Annotated in this window: 26 protein-coding genes and 1 pseudogene; 16 read left to right on the top strand and 11 right to left on the bottom strand. The window is 47.9% G+C overall.

Annotated features, from left to right (window positions below):
- Positions 1-158 precede the first annotated feature (158 nt).
- The 4 genes from fliE to BEB54_RS04060 all read left to right on the top strand — a co-directional run bounded on the left by fliE (position 159) and on the right by BEB54_RS04060 (position 2666).
- Entirely contained in the window at positions 159-473 is a 315-nt protein-coding gene (fliE, locus tag BEB54_RS04080; RefSeq protein WP_001274295.1) for a flagellar hook-basal body complex protein FliE, read from the top strand.
- Positions 474-806: 333 nt separating this feature from the next.
- Positions 807-1139, top strand: coding sequence for a multidrug efflux SMR transporter EmrE (gene emrE / locus BEB54_RS04070; RefSeq protein WP_001070440.1), 333 nt, complete (start codon positions 807-809; stop codon positions 1137-1139).
- A gap of 168 nt (positions 1140-1307) precedes the next feature.
- A complete protein-coding gene (gene ybcL / locus BEB54_RS04065; RefSeq protein WP_001403087.1) occupies positions 1308-1859 on the top strand; it encodes a Raf kinase inhibitor-like protein YbcL in 552 nt (183 codons plus the stop codon).
- A 9-nt stretch (positions 1860-1868) separates the two neighbouring features.
- Complete coding sequence (locus BEB54_RS04060; protein ID WP_000879831.1) at positions 1869-2666, top strand: helix-turn-helix transcriptional regulator; 798 nt, start codon at positions 1869-1871, stop codon at positions 2664-2666.
- Between the two features lie 951 nt (positions 2667-3617).
- Here the strand turns inward: BEB54_RS04060 and tnpA are convergent.
- Positions 3618-4049 (bottom strand): annotated as a pseudogene (gene tnpA, locus BEB54_RS04045) (IS200/IS605 family transposase).
- A 7-nt stretch (positions 4050-4056) separates the two neighbouring features.
- On the opposite strand from tnpA, the gene BEB54_RS04040 reads away from it, so the two are divergent.
- A complete protein-coding gene (locus BEB54_RS04040; RefSeq protein WP_000826464.1) occupies positions 4057-5265 on the top strand; it encodes an RNA-guided endonuclease InsQ/TnpB family protein in 1209 nt (402 codons plus the stop codon).
- Between the two features lie 39 nt (positions 5266-5304).
- Here BEB54_RS04040 and BEB54_RS04035 read toward each other — a convergent pair whose 3' ends face one another.
- The 3 genes from BEB54_RS04035 to yedE form a co-directional block, all read right to left on the bottom strand.
- Positions 5305-5976, bottom strand: a complete 672-nt coding sequence (locus BEB54_RS04035; protein WP_000334599.1) for an SOS response-associated peptidase — start codon at positions 5974-5976, stop codon at positions 5305-5307.
- Positions 5977-6082: 106 nt separating this feature from the next.
- The gene (gene yedF, locus BEB54_RS04030) at positions 6083-6316 is read right to left on the bottom strand and encodes a sulfurtransferase-like selenium metabolism protein YedF (protein WP_000790504.1); all 234 of its coding nucleotides are present in this window, start codon (positions 6314-6316) and stop codon (positions 6083-6085) included.
- Positions 6313-7518 (bottom strand): selenium metabolism membrane protein YedE/FdhT, encoded by a 1206-nt coding sequence (gene yedE / locus BEB54_RS04025; RefSeq protein ID WP_000118901.1) that lies wholly within the window; start codon positions 7516-7518, stop codon positions 6313-6315. Before yedE ends, yedF begins: the two co-directional genes overlap by 4 nt.
- Positions 7519-7704: 186 nt before the next feature.
- Between yedE and yedD the strand changes: the two genes are divergently transcribed.
- The gene (gene yedD, locus BEB54_RS04015) at positions 7705-8118 is read left to right on the top strand and encodes a lipoprotein YedD (RefSeq protein ID WP_001295642.1); all 414 of its coding nucleotides are present in this window, start codon (positions 7705-7707) and stop codon (positions 8116-8118) included.
- Positions 8119-8151: 33 nt separating this feature from the next.
- Here yedD and amyA read toward each other — a convergent pair whose 3' ends face one another.
- The 4 genes from amyA to fliD form a co-directional block, all read right to left on the bottom strand.
- Positions 8152-9639, bottom strand: coding sequence for an alpha-amylase (gene amyA / locus BEB54_RS04010; RefSeq protein ID WP_001245699.1), 1488 nt, complete (start codon positions 9637-9639; stop codon positions 8152-8154).
- 77 nt (positions 9640-9716) lie between these two features.
- Positions 9717-10082: a flagella biosynthesis regulatory protein FliT gene (gene fliT / locus BEB54_RS04005; protein WP_001015040.1), complete on the bottom strand. Its 366-nt coding sequence runs from the start codon at positions 10080-10082 to the stop codon at positions 9717-9719.
- Entirely contained in the window at positions 10082-10492 is a 411-nt protein-coding gene (fliS, locus tag BEB54_RS04000; RefSeq protein ID WP_000287768.1) for a flagellar export chaperone FliS, read from the bottom strand. The genes fliT and fliS overlap by 1 nt, the downstream gene beginning before the upstream one ends.
- 14 nt (positions 10493-10506) lie before the next feature.
- Complete coding sequence (gene fliD / locus BEB54_RS03995) at positions 10507-11919, bottom strand: flagellar filament capping protein FliD (RefSeq protein ID WP_000146101.1); 1413 nt, start codon at positions 11917-11919, stop codon at positions 10507-10509.
- Between the two features lie 254 nt (positions 11920-12173).
- Here fliD and BEB54_RS03990 point away from each other — a divergent pair, with 254 nt between their 5' ends.
- The 8 genes from BEB54_RS03990 to sdiA all read left to right on the top strand — a co-directional run bounded on the left by BEB54_RS03990 (position 12174) and on the right by sdiA (position 19478).
- A complete protein-coding gene (locus tag BEB54_RS03990) occupies positions 12174-13634 on the top strand; it encodes a flagellin N-terminal helical domain-containing protein (protein ID WP_021552331.1) in 1461 nt (486 codons plus the stop codon).
- A gap of 164 nt (positions 13635-13798) precedes the next feature.
- Positions 13799-14518 carry an RNA polymerase sigma factor FliA gene (fliA, locus tag BEB54_RS03985; RefSeq protein WP_001087467.1) on the top strand — a complete coding sequence of 240 codons (720 nt, stop codon included), beginning with the start codon at positions 13799-13801 and terminating at the stop codon, positions 14516-14518.
- Between the two features lie 45 nt (positions 14519-14563).
- Positions 14564-15115, top strand: coding sequence for a flagella biosynthesis regulatory protein FliZ (fliZ, locus tag BEB54_RS03980; protein ID WP_001317902.1), 552 nt, complete (start codon positions 14564-14566; stop codon positions 15113-15115).
- Between the two features lie 87 nt (positions 15116-15202).
- Positions 15203-16003, top strand: coding sequence for a cystine ABC transporter substrate-binding protein (gene tcyJ / locus BEB54_RS03975; RefSeq protein WP_105282135.1), 801 nt, complete (start codon positions 15203-15205; stop codon positions 16001-16003).
- A gap of 104 nt (positions 16004-16107) precedes the next feature.
- The gene (gene dcyD, locus BEB54_RS03970; RefSeq protein ID WP_001128238.1) at positions 16108-17094 is read left to right on the top strand and encodes a D-cysteine desulfhydrase; all 987 of its coding nucleotides are present in this window, start codon (positions 16108-16110) and stop codon (positions 17092-17094) included.
- Between the two features lie 14 nt (positions 17095-17108).
- Entirely contained in the window at positions 17109-17777 is a 669-nt protein-coding gene (gene tcyL / locus BEB54_RS03965) for a cystine ABC transporter permease (RefSeq protein ID WP_001158220.1), read from the top strand.
- The gene (gene tcyN, locus BEB54_RS03960) at positions 17774-18526 is read left to right on the top strand and encodes an L-cystine ABC transporter ATP-binding protein TcyN (protein WP_001272994.1); all 753 of its coding nucleotides are present in this window, start codon (positions 17774-17776) and stop codon (positions 18524-18526) included. The genes tcyL and tcyN overlap by 4 nt, the downstream gene beginning before the upstream one ends.
- Before the next feature lie 229 nt (positions 18527-18755).
- Complete coding sequence (gene sdiA, locus BEB54_RS03955; protein ID WP_001154273.1) at positions 18756-19478, top strand: transcriptional regulator SdiA; 723 nt, start codon at positions 18756-18758, stop codon at positions 19476-19478.
- A 67-nt stretch (positions 19479-19545) separates the two neighbouring features.
- On the opposite strand, the gene yecF is transcribed toward sdiA, so the two are convergent.
- Genes yecF through BEB54_RS29780 form a run of 3 tightly spaced genes read right to left on the bottom strand, consistent with a single transcriptional unit; the run spans position 19546 to position 20087 of the window.
- Positions 19546-19770 carry a DUF2594 family protein YecF gene (gene yecF, locus BEB54_RS03950; RefSeq protein ID WP_105282134.1) on the bottom strand — a complete coding sequence of 75 codons (225 nt, stop codon included), beginning with the start codon at positions 19768-19770 and terminating at the stop codon, positions 19546-19548.
- Positions 19757-19933, bottom strand: a complete 177-nt coding sequence (yecU, locus tag BEB54_RS28505; RefSeq protein WP_000590344.1) for a protein YecU — start codon at positions 19931-19933, stop codon at positions 19757-19759. Before yecU ends, yecF begins: the two co-directional genes overlap by 14 nt.
- 37 nt (positions 19934-19970) lie before the next feature.
- On the bottom strand, positions 19971-20087 hold the full coding sequence (locus tag BEB54_RS29780; protein ID WP_001302039.1) for a hypothetical protein: 117 nt from the start codon (positions 20085-20087) through the stop codon (positions 19971-19973).
- 141 nt (positions 20088-20228) lie between these two features.
- Here BEB54_RS29780 and uvrY point away from each other — a divergent pair, with 141 nt between their 5' ends.
- Positions 20229-20885 carry a UvrY/SirA/GacA family response regulator transcription factor gene (gene uvrY / locus BEB54_RS03940; protein ID WP_000611335.1) on the top strand — a complete coding sequence of 219 codons (657 nt, stop codon included), beginning with the start codon at positions 20229-20231 and terminating at the stop codon, positions 20883-20885.
- Positions 20882-22714: an excinuclease ABC subunit UvrC gene (gene uvrC / locus BEB54_RS03935; RefSeq protein ID WP_097409633.1), complete on the top strand. Its 1833-nt coding sequence runs from the start codon at positions 20882-20884 to the stop codon at positions 22712-22714. Before uvrY ends, uvrC begins: the two co-directional genes overlap by 4 nt.
- The last annotated feature ends 40 nt before the right edge of the window (positions 22715-22754 follow it).

The raw sequence follows: 22754 nt of genomic DNA, 5'->3' as shown, positions 1-22754 counted from the left end.
CTCCCGGGTCAGCAAACTCGAAAAATTGACGCTGCCATTATTTGTGCTTTCGTTTTTTTCTATCCGCCAATAAACCCGTTTTTTTGTTGCTATTTAGCGCCTTTGTCTTATTGACTTACTGGTAGGCTTTGCTACCAGAAATTATCCAGGAGACGAAAATGTCAGCGATACAGGGGATTGAAGGGGTTATCAGCCAGTTACAGGCTACGGCGATGAGTGCGCGTGCACAGGATTCACTGCCGCAACCGACCATTAGTTTTGCCGGGCAGCTGCACGCCGCGCTCGATCGCATTAGCGATACACAAACAGCTGCCCGCACGCAGGCAGAAAAATTCACCCTCGGTGAACCCGGCGTGGCGTTAAACGATGTGATGACCGATATGCAAAAAGCCTCAGTTTCTATGCAAATGGGGATTCAGGTGCGTAATAAGCTGGTGGCGGCGTATCAGGAAGTGATGTCCATGCAGGTGTAGGTTTTGTAACCTGTTGTTAATTACTTCCAATCTCACCGCTTGGGGCATGGATGGGGCAAACTCACTCAATTTCTGGTTTAAAATGGATACCTGATCCTGAAAGTTTTCTGCCATCCACGATCCGTAAACGCGATAACATGTTTTGTCTTCGCTTTGCTCATAGGAAGAGTGAACTCTTTTGTTAGCCTGGGGTTCCTTCTGATCATTATTGTTCCTGCCTTTATCTCTTGCCACGCCAGAGCCCCCTGGATACACATACACCAGGATGAAAACGGTGAGTTGTGTTCAAACTGTAGTACAATTCTCTCCAGTATGAACAGGAAAGAATATGCTATGAACCCTTATATTTATCTTGGTGGCGCAATACTTGCAGAGGTCATTGGTACAACCTTAATGAAGTTTTCAGAGGGGTTTACACGGTTATGGCCCTCTGTTGGCACAATTATTTGCTATTGTGCATCATTTTGGTTATTAGCTCAGACACTGGCTTATATACCTACAGGGATTGCTTATGCTATCTGGTCAGGAGTCGGTATCGTTCTGATTAGTTTGCTTTCCTGGGGATTTTTTGGCCAACGACTGGACTTGCCAGCCATCATAGGCATGATGTTGATTTGTGCCGGTGTGTTAGTCATTAACTTGTTGTCACGAAGCGCACCGCATTAAAAAATAATCATCCTTGAGATAACAGGAATCTGATTTGTGCATATTATGGCTAATGTTCGGGGCAACTTTATAATTATGATTGCATTTGCGCGATCATTGCGCCTTTTTGCATAATGAGATCAATGCACATCAAATAAAATAACGATAGGTCACAACAAAGAGGTTTTTATGAAAAAACTTATCGTTTCAAGTGTATTGGCATTCATAACATTTTCTGCGCAGGCCGCAGCATTTCAGGTCACTAGTAATGAAATAAAAACAGGAGAGCAACTTACAACGTCTCATGTATTTTCTGGATTTGGGTGTGAGGGGGGTAATACATCGCCCTCATTAACCTGGTCTGGTGCTCCAGAAGGCACCAACAGCTTTGCCGTAACTGTGTATGATCCAGATGCGCCTACAGGCAGCGGATGGTGGCACTGGACTGTTGCTAATATTCCAGCAACGGTAACATATTTGCCCGCTGATGCAGGAAGACGTGATGGTACAAAACTTCCGACTGGTGCTGTCCAAGGCCGAAATGATTTTGGCTATGCGGGATTTGGTGGAGCATGTCCTCCCAAAGGAGATAAACCCCATCATTACCAGTTTAAAATATGGGCTCTAAAAACTGATAAGATTCCTGTGGATTCTAATTCCAGCGGAGCGTTAGTTGGTTATATGCTTAATGCCAATAAAATTGCAACCGCTGAGATAATACCCGTTTATGAGGTAAAGTAGGATAAGAGTATGCTGGCAAAAGATAGGACTAACCTAAAGATTGAAGAAATACGGATGCATAAACATCATGAGATTCACAGGGTTAAGCCTCTTATGCCAGCTTTATGTCGTATCCGTCAGGGAAAAAAAATTATCAATTGGGAGACGCATAGTCTAACTGTTGATAATAATCAGATAATATTATTTCCCTGTGGATATGAATTTTATATTGCGAATTACCCAGAAGCAGGTCTTTATCTTGCAGAAATGCTTTATTATCCCATTGATCTAATTGAAAAGTTCCAAAATCTTTATGCGATAACCGATCAAATTCGTAACACGACAGGTTTCTGCTTACCTCAGAATCCCGAGTTAATATATTGTTGGGAGCAACTAAAAACATCTATTTCCCGAGGCTTCTCAACGCAAATTCAGGAACACTTAGCAATGGGCGTTCTACTTTCATTAGGAGCACATCATGTTAATTGTTTACTTTTATCAGATAGTAAACAATCATTAATAAGTCGTTGTTATAACCTAATGCTATCCGAACCTGGAACAAAATGGACAGCAAACAAGGTAGCGAGATATCTCTACATTTCTGTTTCCACATTGCATCGCCGTCTGGCAAGCGAGGGAGTAAGTTTTCAAAGTATATTGGACGACGTGAGGTTAAATAATGCGTTGTCTGCTATACAAACGACAGTAAAACCCATCAGCGAGATTGCCAGGGAAAATGGTTACAAGTGTCCTTCTCGTTTTACTGAAAGGTTCCATAATCGTTTTAAGATAACACCAAGAGAGCTAAGAAAAGCGTCCAGAGAGTAAAAGTATTTTATGAAGGAGCAACAGCATAGATTTTTATTTTGGAAAATAAATACGGCATACTCAACCTATTGGAGCCTGAACAATCCGGTGACTTCTGCGCTAATCGGGGACGTTTATAAGCACATATAATTGATACTATCTTCCTCCATCACAATTTCAGAAATGCACGTGTGATTTTTTTGCATCCGGCGTTTGGACTATGTGGAGTTCAAGAGTGGGAAAGTTACAAGAGGTTGAGGGGATAATTAAAGGGATGCTTATGACATTAGATATCCGGATAGGTACGGATATCGTTGTTATTAAATCTAGTTCGTTGTTATTAAATCTAGTTTATACGTTAAGATGCAGCTACAGCAGAAATTGCCACTGTTAATTTTTTCATCGTGAGCCTTTTATTTGAACTATTATTTAAAAATGATGTCACTGCACTACAAATATTCATCCAATCAATGAGATTATTTCAAGATGTAAGTTTTAGTTTCTCATTTAAATTGTGAAGTAGATCCCTATCTTTATCTGAACTGTTTCTATTGCACACAATGCATGACTATTTTGTGAACGAATATAAATTTGGTAGTTAAATTATATTAAAGGTTGTTATTTATGATTGACTCATAATTTATTTATTTAATTTAAATAGCCTAGAAATAACCATGGAAATTATTTGCATGATGTTTGTTTAGATTTATTAATGTAATTGAGGTGGTTTTATTTAATACGCAATATAGCGCCGCTTGATATTAGTTCTATTTTTTTTGCGTAAGATAGATGAGACAAACTGAGACGCATAATGGTTTGCAAGGCTCTAATACTTTGATGTTGAGGATGTGATGGGGCATGTACGGGGCATAGTACAATGATGTCCATGCTGGTGTAGATAATCTCCAGGCTTATCCGGTGCGCCGTAAAACCCCGTCCTTCAGGGCAGGGATATAAGGCGTGGTTTTCCACCTAACCAGGTGTTTGCTGTTGTTCAATGTATTGGCGGATGACGGATATTGGCGCACCTCCGCAGCTACTGGCAAAATAGCCAGGACTCCACAAAACGCCTTTGTAGTAATACCTGACTGCAATATCTGGTCGATCTCGTCGCAGTCACCTACCCGATACGCCTTTGAGGCTGTTTACCAGACTGGATATCGCCAGTTTGGGAGGATAGTTAATTAACAAATGGACGTGATCTGGTTTGCCATCCATTTCAACCAGTTCAGCTTCAAAATCAGCACATACATTTGAAAAGTAAGTGCGTAGTTTTTCTGTCGCGTCATGGTCAAAAATCTGACGTCGGTATCTGGTGACAAAGACCAGGTGAACATGCATCAGGAAAACACAATGCCTTCCACGCCGGATATCGGTTTCTTTTTTCACAGACCAAAGTATCATTTGGCCTGTGAAACGACTACAAGCATTTAAATTCCAGTTAAGACCCGGTGGTCAACAGGAGCGTGAAATGAGGCGCTTCGCAGGCGCATGTCGTTTCGTTTTCAATCGTGCTCTGGCACGTCAGAATGAGAATCATGAGGTCGGTAATAAATACATCCCTTACGGGAAAATGGCTTCCTGGCTGGTTGAGTGGAAAAATGCCACTGAAACGCAATGGCTTAAAGATGCCCCGTCACAGCCATTGCAACAGTCACTGAAAGACCTTGAGCGGGCTTACAAAAACTTCTTCCAGAATCGGGCTGCTTTTCCCCGATTCAAAAAGCGGGGACAGAATGATGTATTCCGCTACCCGCAGGGCGTTAAGCTCGATCAGGAAAACAGCCGTATTTTTCTGCCGAAACTGGGCTGGATGCGCTACCGGAACAGCCGTCAGGTCACGGGTGTTGTGAAAAATGTCACTGTCAGCCAGTCCTGCGGTAAGTGGTACATCAGTATTCAGACAGAAAGTGAAGTATCAACTCCGGTTCACCCTTCAGCATCAATGGTCGGGCTGGATGCTGGCGTGGCTAAACTCGCCACGCTGTCAGATGGCACAGTCTTTGAGCCTGTAAACAGTTTTCAGAAAAACCAGAAGAAGCTGGCGAGACTTCAGCGACAGTTAAGCCGCAAGGTCAAATTCAGCAACAACTGGCAAAAGCAGAAACGCAAAATACAGCGACTGCATTCCTGTATCGCAAATATCCGCAGGGACTACCTTCACAAAGTCACAACGACCGTCAGCAAAAACCACGCAATGATAGTCATTGAGGATTTGAAGGTCAGCAACATGTCAAAGTCAGCAGCGGGTACGGTCAGCCAGCCGGGGCGCAATGTCCGGGCAAAATCAGGTTTAAACCGTTCGATACTGGATCAGGGCTGGTATGAAATGCGCCGCCAGCTTGAGTACAAGCAGCTCTGGCGTGGCGGTCAGGTGCTTGCTGTTCCGCCAGCGTACACAAGCCAGCGTTGCGCGTGCTGTGGTCATACAGCGAAAGAAAACCGCCTGTCACAAAGTAAATTCAGATGCCAGGTATGTGGATATACAGCGAACGCCGATGTAAATGGCGCTCGTAACATTTTAGCGGCGGGGCACGCCGTTCTTGCCTGTGGAGAGATGGTGCAGTCAGGCCGCCCGTTGAAGCAGGAACCCACCGAAATGATTCAGGCGACAGCCTGAACGTAGCAGGGATCCTCGTCCTTCAGGGCGTGGAGGATGTCAACAAACAGGTTGAATTAACTCCGCGCCCTGGTTTTTGACATTACCTACCGCGCGCGATACCGGGTGCCAGGTGAACTGGTTTGCTGGCACACAGCCGTTGGTAGCAATTTCTGATGCTTCTTTACCGCCAATCTCTTGCCGCATCCATTCCTGTGCAGCTTCTGGCGACAGAACCAGCGGGCGGCGGTCATGAATATCTACCAGACCCTGGTCTGCTGCTGCAGTGACAATTAAAAATCCTTCGGCTTCGTCACCGCGCTCAAACGGTGTGCTACCTATCGCGGCCATAAAAACAGGTTGTCCATCAGCGCGATAGATAAAATAAGGCTGTTTTTTGTCGCCTTCTTTTTTCCACTCAAACCAGCCATCGGCAAAACAGATTGCCCGACCATGTTGCCAGAGCGGTTTAAACATACGACTGGTGGCCGCAGTTTCTACGCGGGCGTTAATCAGCGGCGGTTTATCCCACCATCCGGGAGCATATCCCCAGAAAACCGGATCTAGATGAAGGTGTTCATCACGTTCACTGAGCAGAAGAACTTTGGTTCCCGGCGCGACGTTGTATCTGCCAATGGGTTCGGGATCGTAGGGAATATCGCGTTCAATATCTTCCGCGAGAAGCGCAAGGTAATCTTCACGCGTTTGGGATTGGGCAAAGCGTCCACACATAGAAACCTCCTGAGATCATACTGAAAAGAATAGGAGAGGGGGCGGGTAAAATCTATGTGTCAGAGGCAACGATGTTCCCGCTGTGGGCCACAGCGGGAATGAGGGATTACTTCTGAATTAAATAACGAATGGTCGGCCCGTCTTGCTGAATATCCAGCACCGTATAGCCGTGATTACGCGCATCCAGTGGAATATTATTGATCGACTGTGGACAGTCGCTCACCACTTCCAGGATTTCCCCTTTTTTTAACTGCGGCATCGCCTCAAGAGTTGCGACTGCCGGATAAGGGCAGGGTTCACCCACCATATCAAGGCGGTAATCAGGAACGATATTTTTCATGCGATCTCCTTAGCAGTCTGCGGTGCCGCACGGCGGAAGAAGCGTTTTTCCCAGCCGATAATCAACATCAGCGCAGTAAACAACAGCAAATATGTCACCAGCAGGCCACCCATCGGGCCAAAGGTTTTCAGCAGGTTGATTTTGTCCCAGTCGGTGGCCAGCGCCGGAGCGAAATCATCCCAGTAATACGCCAGAATCGTCGAGCCGATCACATTGCCCAGACCGACCCACCAGTAGTGCACCTGGCCTTCTACCGCGCGGTACATCCAGCCGGTTTCGCAGCCGCCTGCCAGCACGATGCCAAAACCAAACAGTAAACCACCAATTACCGCGTTTGGTCCCGCCCACATGATTTTGGGTTCAACGCCTAACTGTACGTAACTGAAGATCCCGATGGCACTCACCGCCATACCGATAATGATTGCTTTCGCCATATGGGTACGTCCGGTGATCCACATATCGCGGAACGCCGAAGTAAAGCAGATTTGCGCACGTTCAATCAGTAAACCAAAGCCGACGCCAAACAGCATTGCCAGCCCCAGTTTGGGTTGGTTCATCGCCGTGAGCAGCGCCCAGCCCAGCATGCCGAAAAAGACCAGCATCCCGAGACGAAAACGACGCCGCGCCTGATCCGGTTTTTGCGTCAGCGGTGAGGCGGCAGAAACTTTCTGCATTTTCACGGGAATACGGAAGATGGGCAGCAGGGTAAAGCGCGCGCCAAACCATGAACCAATGGCAGTGGCGATGGCAAAGAACCAGGCATGCAGCGAGAACTGAGGAATGCCGGTAAAGAACGCCGCCAGGTTACAGCCCATTGCCAGACGCGCGCCAAAACCGGCGATAATGCCGCCAATAATGGCCTGCATAATGCGGATACGGCTGCGCGGCATGCGCAGTTTGACATTGTTGGCCCACAGCGCTGCGGCAAAGCAGCCGCCAAACATGCCGAGGATCATCATCCCGTCGATGCGGGTTAATGGCGATCCTTCCAGATGGATAATTTTAAAATAACCCCACTCTTCAGCATGGACGCCAAACAGCTGCAGGAGCTGACCGCCCCAACGGGTAAATTCACCCGTGACAGCCCAAAAGGTGCCAGTAATGCCAAAATAGTAAGTGGAGAGAATACCCGCCGCGATGACCGCAGGGATGGGTGCCCAGAATTTAATCAACCAGGCGTGTTTGAATTGCTGCCATGACATGAATGTAGCCTCTGAACTCAGAAGGTTTGAAACAAGAATCGCGAATCATACATCATGCAAATTTATTTTCGGGGTAATAATTCACAAAAATAATAGTTAGATCAAATTTCTCTCTGAACCTGGAAAGGCTGGCGACATCAGGGCTTTAATGCCACAATCCTCTTTTCTTCTCATGCAGGACGAATGATGAAAAAACTCGCAATTGCAGGCGCGCTCATGTTGCTGGCGGGCTGTGCCGAAGTCGAAAACTATAACAATGTCGTGAAAACCCCCGCGCCGGACTGGCTGGCGGGCTACTGGCAGACCAAAGGGCCGCAACGTGCGCTGGTCAGTCCGGAAGCGATAGGCAGCCTGATTGTCACTAAAGAGGGCGATACCCTGGATTGCCGTCAGTGGCAGCGGGTGATTGCCGTGCCGGGCAAGTTGACATTGATGTCTGATGATCTCACTAACGTTACCGTAAAACGTGAGCTGTACGAGGTTGAGCGTGACGGTAACACCATTGAGTACGATGGTATGACGATGGAGCGTGTGGATCGCCCGACGGCAGAGTGTGCCGCCGCGCTGGATAAAGCGCCGTTACCGACGCCACTGCCGTAATGAAATCTCCCCGGCTTGCCGCCGGGGATGAATTTAAATCACCTCTTCGATAACCCACACGCTGACGCTGCCGCCGTTGCAAAAGAAGGTCGCTTCGCCGTTTTCGTCGGTCACTACGCTCTCTTGCCGATTCCCCAGAAAATCACGCCAGGTTTTATTGCCGTAATTCTCTCCCAGATGAATGGTTTTTTCGCCATCATCCCCGTTCGACATGACCACCACGCAGCCGGGATATTCGTCAGTGCCACTGCGACTAAAGGCAATGCAGTTCGGATGGTCGAAAAATAACGTCTGTACACCGTGGGCGAAACGCTGACGGGCGAGAATTAACTCATCAAGCTGTTCGATTATTGGCATATCTATCGGATAGGTTTGCCCGTCACCACCGACATCTTCGTAATGCGCACCGTAGAGGTCCGGATAGAATACCGAAGGAACGCCATTTTCCCGCAACAAAATTAAGGCATACGCCAGCGGTTTAAACCACGGTTCGACCGGCGCTTCGAGGGCTTGCAACGGTTGGGTGTCGTGATTGGCAACGAGCGTCACGGCGTGGAAAGGATCGGCTTCCACTAATGTACCCGTGAAAATCTGCGTCATGTCGTAGTCGCGCCCCATGCGCGATGCTTCATGGAATTTCATCTGCAGCGGCGCATCGAACAGCATGGTTTTGCCTTCCACCTGATCAATATACGTTTGCAGTTTATCGACTTCATGCGACCAGTACTCCGCCACAATAAACAGCGGCTTTGGCGCAACTTCCTGTACGTGTTCGATCCACTCTTTATAAAACCACGCCGGAATATGTTTGACCGCATCAAGACGAAAACCGTCGCATTGTGTTTGTTCCATCACCCAGCGCGCCCAGTATTTAATCTCTTCCGTCACGGCATGATTGCGGAAATCGATATTCTCACCCATCAGATAATCGAAATTACCGAGTTCATCATCAACCTGATCGTTCCAGCCTTCACCGGTGTAGTCGTTAACAATTTTAAAAATGCCATCTTCATCAGGGTTTTCGATATGGTCGATACCGCTAAAACATTTGAAATCCCAGATAAACTGCGAGTATTGCCCGGCACGGGCGGGGAAGGTGTAACGCGTCCAGCCTTCGCACTCTATGATTTCTTCGTCAATTTGCGTACGGTCATCAGCATTTACACGCTGCACGCGAATAGCTTCTTTTTCATCCGCGCCCATTTTGTGGTTGACTACCACGTCCAACAGCACCGCAATGTCATTACGTTTCAGAGCGTCAATGGCGGCCAGCAGTTGTGCTTTATCGCCATATTTAGTAGGGATGCTGCCTTTCTGATCAAACTCGCCTAAATCAAATAAATCATAGGAGTCGTAGCCGACCGAATACCCGCCCGATGCGCCTTTATAGGCGGGCGGCAACCAGACCATATTGATACCAATATCATTAAAACCGTCGGCGCGCTCGGCCAGTTCAGGCCAGAGCTTACCGCCTTCCGGGTAATACCAGTGAAAACATTGTAACAGCGTGGGATTACGCATTCTTCGACTCCATTCAAGGGGAACATTAGAAGCGTAGCCGTAATCGGATTATTCGCGAGCCATCGACTCGTTCAGATTCAAAAGAGGTTATCCTGCGGAGCCAGCACAAAGCCGCCCTGATCGCCATAGGCACTTAACACCGATTTTTGCACCGATGACTGACCGACCAGTTTCGCCAGTTCATCCATCCGAATCTGTAATAACTGCTTTACCTTGCTTTCGTTGTCGAGAATCAGGCGCAGCATCGGGCGGAGCTGCTCCTGCATCGTGGTGGACGGGTCAATCTCTTCAGTCAGATGTGCAATCTCCTGCACCGCATTCACATACGCCATTTCGCTGGCGATGAGTTCTTCCCATTGTTCTTCCGTTGCCAGGCGTAACATGAGCTGGCTTTTTTCGACGAGTTGTTGCCAGGCGAAATACAAATGCGGTGCATGGTTCATCAGACTGGGTCCTGAATCAAAGAAGGGGAGAGTAACGACTCTTTCCAGGCATCGGCAATATTACGCATTAATGCTTCCACTTCTTCGACTGCGGAGACATCGTTGCGTAAATTGGCTTGCAGCAAGCGCCTGACCATATAGCTATAAAGAGCAATCAAGTTTTGGGTTAATTCGTCTTTGCTCTCTTCATCAAGACTCACCCGCAGTCCGTTCTCAATGATGTTGATCGCTTTTGACAAAGAGACGCCTTTGCCTTGCTGATTGTTGTCCTGCATAAACAGGCGCGCTCTAACCAGTGCGCTCAGCACTCCATCAAATAGCATGGTGACCAGCTGCTGCTGGCTGGCGCTCATTACGGCGCTTTCGACGCCAATTTGTGCATAGGCTTTTGAGCCGCTCGCGGTATACATGCTGACCTCCGTGATCAGGAATTACTCATTGCAGTAAATTGTTGGCTGAGATAGGTACTGGTGTTATTCAGTTTGCTCATCATGGTATCTAATTGCGTAAACTGTGCAGTGTAACGCGCCACGGTGTCATCAATGCTGGCACTGACGGATAGATACTGTTTGGTTAGTTTTTTCAGTGTGGCGTTAATACTGTCCTGTGCGCTATCAATAATGCCATCATCGGCAAGGTAACCTTTTACCTCGGTGGCAATTTTGGTGGTAATTCCTGTTTCTTTACCATCGCCTACCAGCAATTCACGTACGGATGCTGTATTTTCATTCAGGACTTTTTTGAGTTTATCATCATCAATTTTCAGCTTACCCGTCGTGCCGTCCTGCTTAATCCCGATCTCGTTTAATGTTTTGAAGGCACCGTCGCTGGCACCGTTTGCAAATTGTGCGCGGATGCCGCTTTGAATTGTACGTACAACGCTGTCTCCGAGAAGTGCACCATTATTTTTATCTTGTGCTTCAGCACCTGGGTCTACTTCTTTATATTTTGTCAGGGTGTTAAAGGTGTCAATGAGGGAGTTATATGAATCCACCCAGCCTTTAATTGCTTCGGTTGCTTTATCGTTGCTTTTTGTCACCGTGACCCGGACGTCAGTGACTTTTTTGGTCAAATCGAGAGTCACTCCCTGAGGAGCATCGGTAATTTTGTTACTTGAACGTTCAATATCGATACCGTTAACGTTTAGCTGTGCATTTTGCGCGTTAACCAGTTCCTTCATATTCCCGGTGTTGGTCTTGCTGTCATAAGCCAGCAGATCATTTAATTTACTGTCACCCTCAACAGATATGGTCATTTTATTGGCCAGACCTTCACTGGCGGTCAATACCAATTGATAGTCACCATCTTTGACTTTAACGATACTAGCGGAAATTCCACTATCGGCATCGTTAATGGTTTTGCTGATCTCATCCAATGACGTCTGATCTTTATTGAGCTTGATTTCCAGCGGCTCTTTACGGCCGTCTTGGGTAATTTTTATTGTGCGTGTATCTGATGACTCATCACCCAGTGCATCTTTTGTTGATGCAATGATTGTCGGGGAATCAGTTCGTAAAGATTGCGCCTGCGCCAGTTGGGTTACGCTGATGGTATAGATACCGGGGGCAGCACCTGCTTCGGTGGAAACTTTAAGGTCTTCATTGCTACTGGTAACGGTAGTGCTTTTGAACAGATCGGCTTTATTTAACGCAGTATTTGCAGTCTGGAATTTTTCTAATGCACTTTTTAATGTGCCATAGGCTGTCAGACGTGCGGTGTTGTCACTCTGTTGCTGAGTAATTGGGTTTAAGCGTTTTTTTTCAGCGATGGTCAGGTTGTTTAGCAATGTATCCAGCGGCAGATTCGAACCAACGCCAAGAGATGTAAATGAAGCCATACCTAATTCCTTTTGATTGCAAACAGTAGATAAGCGGGTTATCGGCAATTTGTGCGCAAAGTTTAATAGTTGATTCACGAAGATGATGCGCAGAGTAGAGTTGTATATTACGGATATTTCAGCCGTTAAGAAAAAACAGGAGAGAAACTAAAATTTTCTAAAGTTCGAAATTCAGGTGCCGATACAAGGGGTACGGTGAGAAACCGTGGGCAACAGCCCAATAACATCAAGTTGTAATTGATAAGGAAAAGATCATGGCACAAGTCATTAATACAAACAGCCTGTCGCTGTTGACCCAGAATAACCTGAACAAATCTCAGTCTTCTCTTAGCTCTGCTATTGAGCGTCTCTCTTCTGGCCTGCGTATTAACAGTGCTAAAGATGACGCAGCAGGTCAGGCGATTGCTAACCGTTTTACGGCAAATATTAAAGGTCTGACTCAGGCTTCCCGTAACGCGAATGATGGTATTTCTGTTGCGCAGACTACTGAAGGTGCGCTGAATGAAATTAACAACAACCTGCAGCGTGTACGTGAACTGACTGTTCAGGCAACTAACGGTACTAACTCTGACAGCGATCTTTCTTCTATTCAGGCAGAAATTACTCAACGTCTGGAAGAAATTGACCGTGTATCTGAGCAAACTCAGTTTAACGGCGTGAAAGTCCTTGCCGAAAATAATGAAATGAAAATTCAGGTTGGTGCTAATGATGGGGAAACCATCACTATCAATCTGGCAAAAATTGATGCGAAAACTCTCGGCCTGGACGGCTTTAATATCGATGGCGCGCAGAAAGCAACTGGCAGTGACCTGATTTCTAAATTTAAAGCGACAGGTACTGATAATTATCAAATTAACGGTACTGATAACTATACTGTTAATGTAGATAGTGGAGCAGTTCAAAATGAGGATGGTGACGCAATTTTTGTTAGCGCTACCGATGGTTCTCTGACTACTAAGAGTGATACAAAAGTCGGTGGTACAGGTATTGATGCGACTGGGCTTGCAAAAGCCGCAGTTTCTTTAGCTAAAGATGCCTCAATTAAATACCAAGGTATTACTTTCACCAACAAAGGCACTGGTGCATTTGATGGCAGTGGTAACGGCACTCTAATCGCTAATATTGATGGCAAAGATGTAACCTTTACTATTGATGCGACAGGGAAGGACGCAACATTAAAAACGTCTGATCCTGTTTACAAAAATAGTGCAGGTCAGTTCACTACAACTAAGGTTGAAAACAAAGCCGCTACAGCATCGGATCTGGACTTAAATAACGCTAAAAAAGTGGGTAGTTCTTTAGTTGTAAATGGCGCTGATTATGAAGTTAGCGCTGATGGTAAGACAGTAACTGGGCTTGGCAAAACTATGTATCTGAGCAAATCAGAAGGTGGTAGCCCGATTCTGGTAAAAGAAGATGCAGCAAAATCGTTGCAATCTACTACCAACCCGCTCGAAACCATCGACAAGGCATTGGCTAAAGTTGACAATCTGCGTTCTGACCTCGGTGCAGTACAAAACCGTTTCGACTCTGCTATCACCAACCTTGGCAACACCGTAAACAACCTGTCTTCTGCCCGTAGCCGTATCGAAGATGCTGACTACGCGACCGAAGTGTCTAACATGTCTCGTGCGCAGATCCTGCAACAAGCGGGTACCTCTGTTCTGGCGCAGGCTAACCAGACCACGCAGAACGTACTGTCTCTGCTGCGTTAATTTACACTTATCGCTCAAACCCCGCCAACGGCGGGGTTTTTTCTGTCCGCAATTTACCGGTAACCCCCAAATAACCCCTCATTTCACCCACTAATCGTCCGATTAAAAACCCTGCAGAAACGGATAATCATGCCGATAACTCATATAACGCAGGGCTGTTTATCGTGAATTCACTCTATACCGCTGAAGGTGTAATGGATAAACACTCGCTGTGGCAGCGTTATGTCCCGCTGGTGCGTCACGAAGCATTGCGCCTGCAGGTTCGACTGCCCGCGAGCGTGGAACTTGACGATCTGCTACAGGCGGGCGGCATTGGGTTACTTAATGCCGTCGAACGCTATGACGCCCTACAAGGAACGGCATTTACAACTTACGCAGTGCAGCGTATACGTGGCGCTATGCTGGATGAACTTCGCAGCCGTGACTGGGTGCCGCGCAGCGTGCGACGCAACGCGCGTGAAGTGGCACAGGCAATAGGGCAACTGGAGCAGGAACTTGGCCGCAACGCCACGGAAACTGAGGTTGCGGAACGTTTAGGGATCGATATTGCCGATTATCGCCAAATGTTGCTCGACACCAATAACAGCCAGCTCTTCTCCTACGATGAGTGGCGCGAAGAGCACGGCGATAGCATCGAACTGGTTACTGATGATCATCAGCGAGAAAACCCGCTACAACAACTGCTGGACAGTAATCTGCGCCAGCGGGTGATGGAAGCCATCGAAACGTTGCCGGAGCGCGAAAAACTGGTATTAACCCTCTATTATCAGGAAGAGCTGAATCTCAAAGAGATTGGTGCGGTGCTGGAGGTCGGGGAATCGCGGGTCAGTCAGTTACACAGCCAGGCCATTAAACGGTTACGCACTAAACTGGGTAAGTTATAACGTCAGTAAATGCCGCACTTTAATTTTGACTACCAGGAGTTCTTAATGATGGTGCAGCACCTGAAAAGACGGCCATTAAGCCGCTATCTTAAAGACTTTAAACACAGCCAGACTCATTGCGCGCATTGCCGTAAATTACTCGATCGCATTACCTTAGTTCGCGACGGCAAAATAGTGAATAAAATCGAGATTTCCCGCCTGGACGCGCTGCTTGATGAAAATGGCTGGCAAACGGAACAAAAATCATGGGCGGCATTGTGCCGATTTTGCGGTGATTTACATTGCAAAACGCAGAGTGATTTTTTCGATATTATCGGCTTTAAGCAATTTCTTTTTGAGCAAACTGAAATGAGCCCAGGTACGGTGCGTGAATATGTCGTTCGTTTGCGCCGTTTGGGGAATCATCTACACGAGCAAAATATTTCCCTCGATCCGCTGCAGGACGGTTTCCTTGATGAAATCCTCGCCCCGTGGCTGCCCACCACCAGCACCAACAATTACCGCATCGCATTACGGAAGTATCAACACTATCAGCGTCAAACGTGTACCGGACTTGTGCAGAAATCCTCCAGCCTGCCTGCTTCTGATATATATTAAATAAGAATAAGATGTAGCGGAGTTGTTTTTGTGTTTACAAACAATGGCTCTACACTGCAAACAGACATAACAACATTCGGGGTAAATATGAAATTAGCACATCTGGGACGTCAGGCATTGATGAGTGTGATGGCCGTAGCGCTGGTTGCGGGCATGAGCGTTAAAAGTTTTGCAGATGAAGGTCTGCTTAATAAAGTTAAAGAGCGCGGCACGCTGCTGGTAGGGCTGGAAGGCACTTATCCGCCGTTCAGTTTTCAGGGGGGTGACGGCAAATTAACCGGTTTTGAAGTGGAATTTGCCCAACAGCTGGCAAAACATCTTGGCGTTGAGGCGTCACTAAAACCGACCAAATGGGACGGTATGCTGGCGTCGCTGGACTCTAAACGCATTGATGTGGTGATTAATCAGGTCACCATTTCTGATGAGCGCAAGAAAAAATACGATTTCTCTACCCCGTACACCATTTCTGGTATTCAGGCGCTGGTGAAAAAAGGTAACGAAGGCACCATTAAAACGGCTGCTGATCTGAAAGGCAAAAAAGTGGGTGTCGGTCTGGGCACCAACTATGAAGAGTGGCTGCGGCAGAATGTTCAGGGCGTCGATGTGCGTACCTATGATGATGACCCGACCAAATATCAGGATCTGCGCGTAGGCCGTATCGATGCGATCCTCGTTGACCGTCTGGCGGCGCTGGATCTGGTGAAGAAAACCAACGATACGCTGGCAGTAACCGGTGAAGCATTCTCCCGTCAGGAGTCTGGCGTGGCGCTGCGTAAAGGAAATGAAGACCTGCTGAAAGCAGTGAACGATGCAATTGCGGAAATGCAAAAAGATGGCACTCTGCAAGCCCTTTCCGAAAAATGGTTTGGTGCTGATGTGACCAAATAATCAGCATAATGACAAAAAAGGGCGCTTTCACCAGCGCCTTTTTTATTTACGCGTTTTCAGCGTGCATAATAAGAAAATCACAACAACACACATCGGAGGCTGTTATGCCACTGCATAATTTAACCCGTTTTCCACGGTTGGAGTTTATCGGCGCGCCAACACCGCTCGAATATCTGCCGCGCTTTTCTGATTATCTTGGACGGGAAATTTTCATCAAACGGGATGACGTCACCCCCATGGCAATGGGCGGCAATAAATTACGTAAGCTGGAATTTCTCGCAGCAGATGCTCTGCGCGAAGGTGCCGATACGCTGATTACTGCCGGGGCGATCCAGTCTAACCATGTGCGGCAGACTGCCGCAGTTGCGGCGAAACTCGGTCTGCACTGTGTGGCGCTGCTGGAAAATCCTATTGGCACAACCGCAGAAAACTATTTAACCAACGGCAATCGCTTGTTGCTGGATCTGTTCAATACCCAGATTGAAATGTGCGAAGCACTGACCGATCCCAATGCCCAACTGGAAGAGCTGGCGACGCGAGTCGAAGCACAAGGCTTTCGCCCGTATGTCATTCCGGTTGGCGGTTCTAATGCTCTTGGCGCGCTAGGTTATGTGGAGAGTGCGCTGGAAATCGCGCAACAGTGTGAAGGGGCGGTTAATATTTCGTCGGTGGTAGTCGCATCGGGCAGTGCCGGAACTCACGCCGGACTGGCTGTTGGGCTGGAACACCTGATGCCTGAAAGCGAACTGATTGGCGTGACCGTGTCGCGTTCCGTTGCCGATCAGTTGCCGAAAGTGGTTAACCTACAACAGGCGATTGCGAAAGAACTGGAGCTGACCGCATCAGCGGAAATTATACTCTGGGATGACTATTTTGCACCTGGCTACGGCGTGCCGAACGACGAAGGCATGGAAGCAGTGAAATTGCTGGCGCGGCTGGAAGGCATTCTGCTTGATCCTGTGTATACCGGAAAAGCGATGGCGGGGCTGATTGACGGTATCAGTCAGAAACGCTTCAAAGATGAAGGGCCGATTCTGTTTATTCATACCGGCGGTGCGCCTGCGCTGTTCGCCTATCATCCCCACGTTTAGCTCCGGGAACGCTCATGCAAGAAAGTATACAACTGGTTATTGATTCCTTGCCGTTCCTGCTGAAAGGGGCTGGGTATACGCTGCAACTCAGTATCGGCGGCATGTTTTTTGGCTTACTGCTCGGGTTTATTCTCGCGCTGATGCGCCTGTCGCCAATCTGGCCCGTGCGCTGGCTGGCGCGTTTTTATATCTCTATTTTTCGTGGTACACCGCTCATCGCACAACTGTTTATGATCTATTACGGCCTGCCGCAGTTTGGTATCGAATTAGATCCCATTCCGTCAGCAATGATTGGTCTGTCGCTGAACACTGCCGCCTATGCCGCCGAAACACTGCGCGCCGCCATTTCTTCTATTGATAAAGGTCAGTGGGAAGCAGCTGCCAGTATTGGTATGACGCCATGGCAGACTATGCGTCGCGCGATTTTGCCACAGGCGGCGCGGGTGGCGTTGCCGCCGCTGTCGAACAGCTTTATCAGCCTGGTAAAGGATACGTCGCTGGCCGCGACAATCCAGGTGCCGGAGCTGTTCCGTCAGGCGCAGTTGATTACCTCGCGCACGCTGGAGGTGTTCACCATGTACCTGGCGGCTTCGCTCATCTACTGGATCATGGCGACAGTATTATCGACGTTGCAGAACCATTTTGAGAATCAACTTAATCGCCAGGAGAGAGAACCAAAATGAGTGCCATTGAAGTTAAGAACTTGGTGAAAAAATTTCACGGTCAGACGGTGCTGCACGGTATCGACCTTGAGGTAAAGCCTGGCGAAGTGGTGGCAATTATCGGTCCGAGTGGTTCCGGCAAAACCACGTTGCTACGCAGCATAAATCTGCTGGAACAACCCGAAGCGGGAACGATCACCGTTGGCGATATCACTATTGATACTGCACGTTCATTAAGTCAGCAAAAATCGCTGATTCGCCAGTTGCGTCAGCACGTCGGGTTTGTCTTCCAGAACTTTAATTTGTTTCCGCATCGTACGGTGCTGGAAAACATTATTGAAGGGCCGGTGATCGTCAAAGGCGAACCGAAAGAAGAGGCCACGGCGCGCGCTCGCGAGCTGTTGGCGAAAGTTGGGCTGGCCGGTAAAGAAACCAGCTATCCACGTCGTTTGTCTGGCGGTCAACAGCAACGTGTTGCGATTGCACGTGCGCTGGCAATGCGTCCTGAGGTGATTTTGTTTGACGAGCCAACGTCGGCGCTGGATCCAGAGCTGGTGGGCGAAGTCCTGAACACCATCCGTCAGCTGGCGCAGGAAAAGCGCACGATGGTGATTGTGACGCACGAAATGAGCTTTGCCCGGGATGTTGCGGACCGGGCGATTTTTATGGACCAGGGGCGGATAGTCGAGCAGGGGGCAGCAAAAGCGTTATTTGCCGATCCCCAGCAGCCTCGCACCCGCCAGTTCCTCGAGAAGTTTCTGCTGCAATAATAAGAAAAAATCAGCCCCGACGATTCACCTGTCGGGGCGGGACGCCATTTCAAGCGTGATAAAACAGCCTAACAAATCAGCATAACTCATTAATAACATAAGAGAATGCGATGGCTTGCAAAAGTAATTCATTGCCTGAATAATATAAATTATATATAAATCTTATTTATGTGATAGTTTGAATTATCATTATAAATGATACTCACTCTCAGGGGCGTTGCGGTTTACTATGCAGGATACGGATTTTTTCAGCTGGCGTCGCACGATGCTGTTGCGTTTTCAGAGGATGGAGGCCGCAGAAGAGGTCTACCATGAAATAGAGCTTCAGGCTCAGCAGCTAGAGTACGATTACTATTCGTTATGTGTTCGCCACCCGGTACCATTCACGCGACCTAAAGTGGCTTTCTACACCAATTACCCTGAGGCGTGGGTTAGTTATTATCAGGCAAAAAACTTTCTCGCAATTGATCCGGTGCTGAACCCTGAAAACTTTAGTCAGGGCCATTTAATGTGGAATGATGACTTATTCAGCGAAGCACAGCCGTTATGGGAAGCCGCGCGCGCACATGGTTTACGCCGCGGTGTCACTCAGTATTTAATGCTGCCAAACCGGGCGCTGGGCTTTTTGTCCTTTTCCCGTAGCAGCGCGCGCGAAATACCCATTCTTAGTGATGAACTGCAATTAAAAATGCAGTTACTGGTGCGCGAAAGTCTGATGGCTCTGATGCGTTTAAATGATGAAATAGTGATGACGCCAGAGATGAATTTCAGCAAGCGCGAAAAAGAAATTTTGAAATGGACGGCGGAAGGGAAGACATCAGCAGAGATAGCGATGATTTTGTCAATCTCTGAGAATACGGTCAATTTCCATCAGAAAAACATGCAGAAAAAAATCAATGCACCGAATAAGACCCAGGTTGCCTGTTACGCGGCCGCTACTGGCTTAATTTGATCTCTTTTCTGTCCTGCGTGCCAGATGCAAAAACCGGCTGAAAGGCACGCTATCAGCCGGTTTTATATTACTGACGGTAGGCTTGTTTAATTTGCTTAACCGTTTTGGAAAATACTGCAGCCTGGGTTTCGTCTTCGATCAGCGCAAGCTGTTTTTCTATCTTTAACATCACGCGGCCCGCGTCAGCTTGTCCCATCGCCTGCAGCATCAGCGTCAGCATCGCTTTCAGGCAGGAGACTTCATTTGCCAGTTCTTGATTATTCTCGGCAGTAGAAAAATCAGGCGTACTCATTTATTTTCCTCGTCATGTTGCAATGAAAATTTGCGGTGAAAAATGTTAAGGCGGCGGAGTATACCATAAGCTTTGCTAAAAATAGCAGTGGTTGTTTTTTGAGCGTATCGTCAACGGTGCTATTAAATGCGTTAATATAATGACCAATAAATATTTTTATCATGAATGTTTTTTGCCCGTATTGTTCGGGTTAATTAATGTTACATATTCAGCGGGCTGATTTTCATTTTTGCTGAATAAAGGTAATTTTTGTCACATTTCGTCGCAGGGCTTACTGTGAAACGATCCGGTAAGCCGTTGGTGACGGGCGTGACCATAACTGTGGACAATCGAATTGACAAAAACGAGAGAAAAATCGAATACCCACCATTTTTAACGTTTCAAAGTTGCAATAAAAACCGCTAATATACGAATGACTAACTATCAGTAGCGTTATCCCTATTTCTGGAGATATTCCTTTGATCAACGTTCTACTTGTTGATGACCACGAACTGGTGCGCGCAGGGATACGACGCATTCTGGAAGATATAAAGGGTATAAAAGTCGTCGGTGAGGCATCGTGCGGTGAAGACGCCGTTAAGTGGTGCCGGACAAATGCCGTTGACGTGGTGCTAATGGACATGAGTATGCCGGGCATTGGCGGTCTTGAGGCGACGCGTAAAATCGCGCGTTCCACAGCTGATGTCAAAATCATCATGCTTACCGTCCATACAGAAAACCCTTTACCAGCGAAAGTCATGCAGGCCGGTGCTGCGGGCTACCTCAGCAAAGGCGCGGCTCCGCAGGAAGTCGTGAGTGCGATTCGTTCTGTCTATTCAGGGCAGCGTTACATTGCTTCTGACATCGCTCAACAAATGGCGTTAAGCCAGATCGAACCAGAAAAAACAGAAAGCCCATTTGCCAGTTTGTCTGAACGTGAATTGCAGATTATGCTGATGATCACCAAGGGCCAGAAGGTCAATGAGATCTCAGAACAGCTCAATCTCAGTCCGAAAACGGTGAACAGCTACCGCTATCGTATGTTCAGTAAACTAAACATTCATGGCGATGTTGAGCTGACTCACCTGGCAATTCGCCATGGTCTGTGTAATGCGGAGACATTATCAAGTCAGTGAGTGATCAGTTTGACGCAAAAGCGTTTTTAAAAACCGTAACCAGCCAGCCAGGCGTTTATCGCATGTACGATGCTGGTGGTACGGTTATCTATGTCGGCAAAGCGAAAGACCTGAAAAAACGGCTTTCCAGCTATTTCCGTAGCAACCTCGCTTCGCGCAAAACCGAAGCGCTGGTCGCCCAGATCCAGCAAATTGATGTAACGGTTACTCATACAGAAACCGAAGCGCTGTTGCTGGAACACAACTACATCAAACTCTATCAGCCGCGTTACAACGTTTTGCTACGCGATGATAAATCTTATCCTTTTATCTTCCTGAGTGGCGATACCCACCCGCGTCTGGCGATGCATCGTGGTGCGAAGCATGCCAAAGGTGAATATTTCGGCCCGTTCCCGAATGGCTATGCCGTACGTGAAACACTGGCGTTACTGCAAAAGATATTCCCCATTCGCCAGTGCGAAAATAGTGTTTATCGCAATCGCTCGCGTCCGTGTCTGCAATATCAGATAGGGCGCTGTCTGGGGCCGTGCGTTGAAGGACTGGTGAGTGAAGAAGAATACGCTCAGCAGGTCGAGTATGTGCGCCTGTTTTTGTCTGGCAAAGATGATCAGGTGCTTACGCAACTCATTAGCCGTATGGAAACTGCCAGCCAGAATCTGGAGTTTGAAGAAGCGGCACGTATTCGCGACCAAATTCAGGCGGTGCGACGCGTCACCGAAAAACAGTTTGTGTCCAATACTGGCGACGACCTTGACGTTATTGGTGTGGCGTTCGATGCGGGCATGGCTTGTGTCCACGTATTGTTCATTCGTCAGGGTAAAGTGCTCGGCAGCCGCAGCTATTTCCCGAAAGTGCCGGGCGGTACGGAACTGAGCGAGGTGGTGGAAACCTTCGTAGGTCAGTTCTATTTACAAGGCAGCCAGATGCGCACCTTACCGGGTGAGATCCTGCTCGATTTTAATCTTAGCGATAAAACGCTGCTCGCCGATTCCCTTTCAGAACTGGCGGGACGCAAGATTAATGTTCAAACCAAACCTCGCGGCGATCGGGCGCGTTATCTGAAACTCGCGCGCACCAATGCGGCGACGGCCTTAACCAGCAAACTTTCGCAGCAATCTACCGTTCACCAGCGACTGACCGCGCTTGCCAGCGTGTTGAAATTGCTGGAAGTGAAGCGGATGGAGTGCTTTGACATCAGCCATACCATGGGTGAACAAACCGTCGCCTCCTGTGTGGTATTTGATGCTAACGGCCCGCTGCGTGCGGAGTATCGGCGCTATAACATTACTGGCATTACGCCGGGCGATGATTATGCGGCGATGAATCAGGTGCTGCGTCGGCGTTATGGTAAAGCCATCGACGACAGTAAGATCCCGGATGTGATCCTTATCGACGGCGGCAAAGGCCAGCTTGCGCAGGCGAAAAATGTCTTCGCCGAACTGGATGTCTCATGGGATAAAAATCATCCGCTGCTACTTGGCGTTGCCAAAGGAGCAGATAGGAAGGCTGGGCTGGAAACGCTGTTCTTTGAGCCGGAAGGTGAGGGATTCAGTTTGCCGCCAGATTCTCCCGCGCTGCATGTTATCCAGCATATTCGCGATGAATCACACGATCACGCGATTGGCGGGCACCGCAAAAAACGGGCGAAGGTTAAAAATACCAGTTCCCTTGAAACCATCGAAGGCGTTGGGCCAAAACGTCGGCAAATGTTGTTGAAATATATGGGCGGTTTGCAAGGTTTACGTAACGCCAGCGTTGAGGAAATTGCAAAAGTGCCGGGTATTTCGCAAGGTCTCGCAGAAAAGATCTTCTGGTCGTTGAAACATTGATGTCTCTGTAGCAACATAGGGGTAATCTTACTGACAACAG

Origin of the sequence: Escherichia sp. MOD1-EC6021 (assembly GCF_002965245.1) — a bacterium.
GTDB classification, from domain to species: Bacteria; Pseudomonadota; Gammaproteobacteria; order Enterobacterales; family Enterobacteriaceae; genus Escherichia; species Escherichia coli_F.
The sequence above is the reverse complement of the archived record's forward strand: the minus strand, read 5'-3'. Positions and strand labels throughout refer to the sequence as shown.